This window comes from Thiobacter sp. AK1, assembly GCF_039822265.1.
GTDB lineage: Bacteria > Pseudomonadota > Gammaproteobacteria > Burkholderiales > Thiobacteraceae > Thiobacter > Thiobacter aerophilum.
The window spans coordinates 1-700 of the sequence record NZ_JBAJEX010000028.1 but is presented as its reverse complement, the minus strand read 5'-3'; the positions used below and the strand labels follow the sequence as shown (position 1 = coordinate 700).

General features: G+C 56.9%; 1 protein-coding gene. It reads right to left on the bottom strand.

Annotation, left to right across the window (positions count from 1 at the left end):
- Positions 1 to 153: 153 nt before the first annotated feature.
- On the bottom strand, positions 154 to 573 hold the full coding sequence (locus V6E02_RS12920; RefSeq protein WP_347309213.1) for a Fur family transcriptional regulator: 420 nt from the start codon (positions 571 to 573) through the stop codon (positions 154 to 156).
- Positions 574 to 700 lie beyond the last annotated feature (127 nt).

Genomic DNA, 700 nt, shown 5'->3' with positions numbered 1-700 from the left:
CGTTCCTGGGCATCTTTCGGTGTCATCTCCCAAAGATGCCCCAATCCGGCTACCCGGTAAAACCCCCTGATCCTGTACCCAATGTGCTGCACTTGCATGGCATTCCTCCGTCATCGAAGGAGTGCCAAAGGTTTCTGAACTTATGCAACGCGCTCAGGCGGCGGGACGGATGCGCACGATGACGTCCACCCCCTCCGCGGCGAGCCCCGGCGGCAAGGGCGGCAAACCCTCGATGCGCACGTCGGCCCCATCGATGTCCGTGAGCTCGCCGGTGGCAACGTTGTAGAAGTGATGATGGGGCTCGGTGTTGGGATCGTAGAAGACCTTGTTCGGATCCACGATCACTTCGCGGATGAGCTTGTGCTGCTTGAACAGGTTCAAGGTGTTGTACACCGTGGCCTTGGAGGTCTCGCTGTGGCGGTCGTTGACGATGGCCATGATCTGGTCGGCTGATAGGTGCGCTTGCCGCCCAAACAAGGCATAAGCAATCTCGATCCGCTGGTGGGTCGGATTGATGCCGTGCGCCCGCAACAAACCCGCGATCTCGTCCCGGGAATAATAATGCTTTTTCATACGCTTATGATAGCGGAGGATTTGGACTCTGTCTAATTCATCGGCGTGAAATGTAGAGAGCAAATAAACTGTCCGGACTTGTAGCACGATGGTTGTCCGGTTTTATTGGGTACCGAGGAGGTGCCTG

What these genes read in the sequence shown, in the direction of transcription:
- V6E02_RS12920 (WP_347309213.1), bottom strand. Translation starts at nt 573, where the DNA reads ATGAAAAAGCATTATTATTCCCGGGACGAGATCGCGGGTTTGTTGCGG.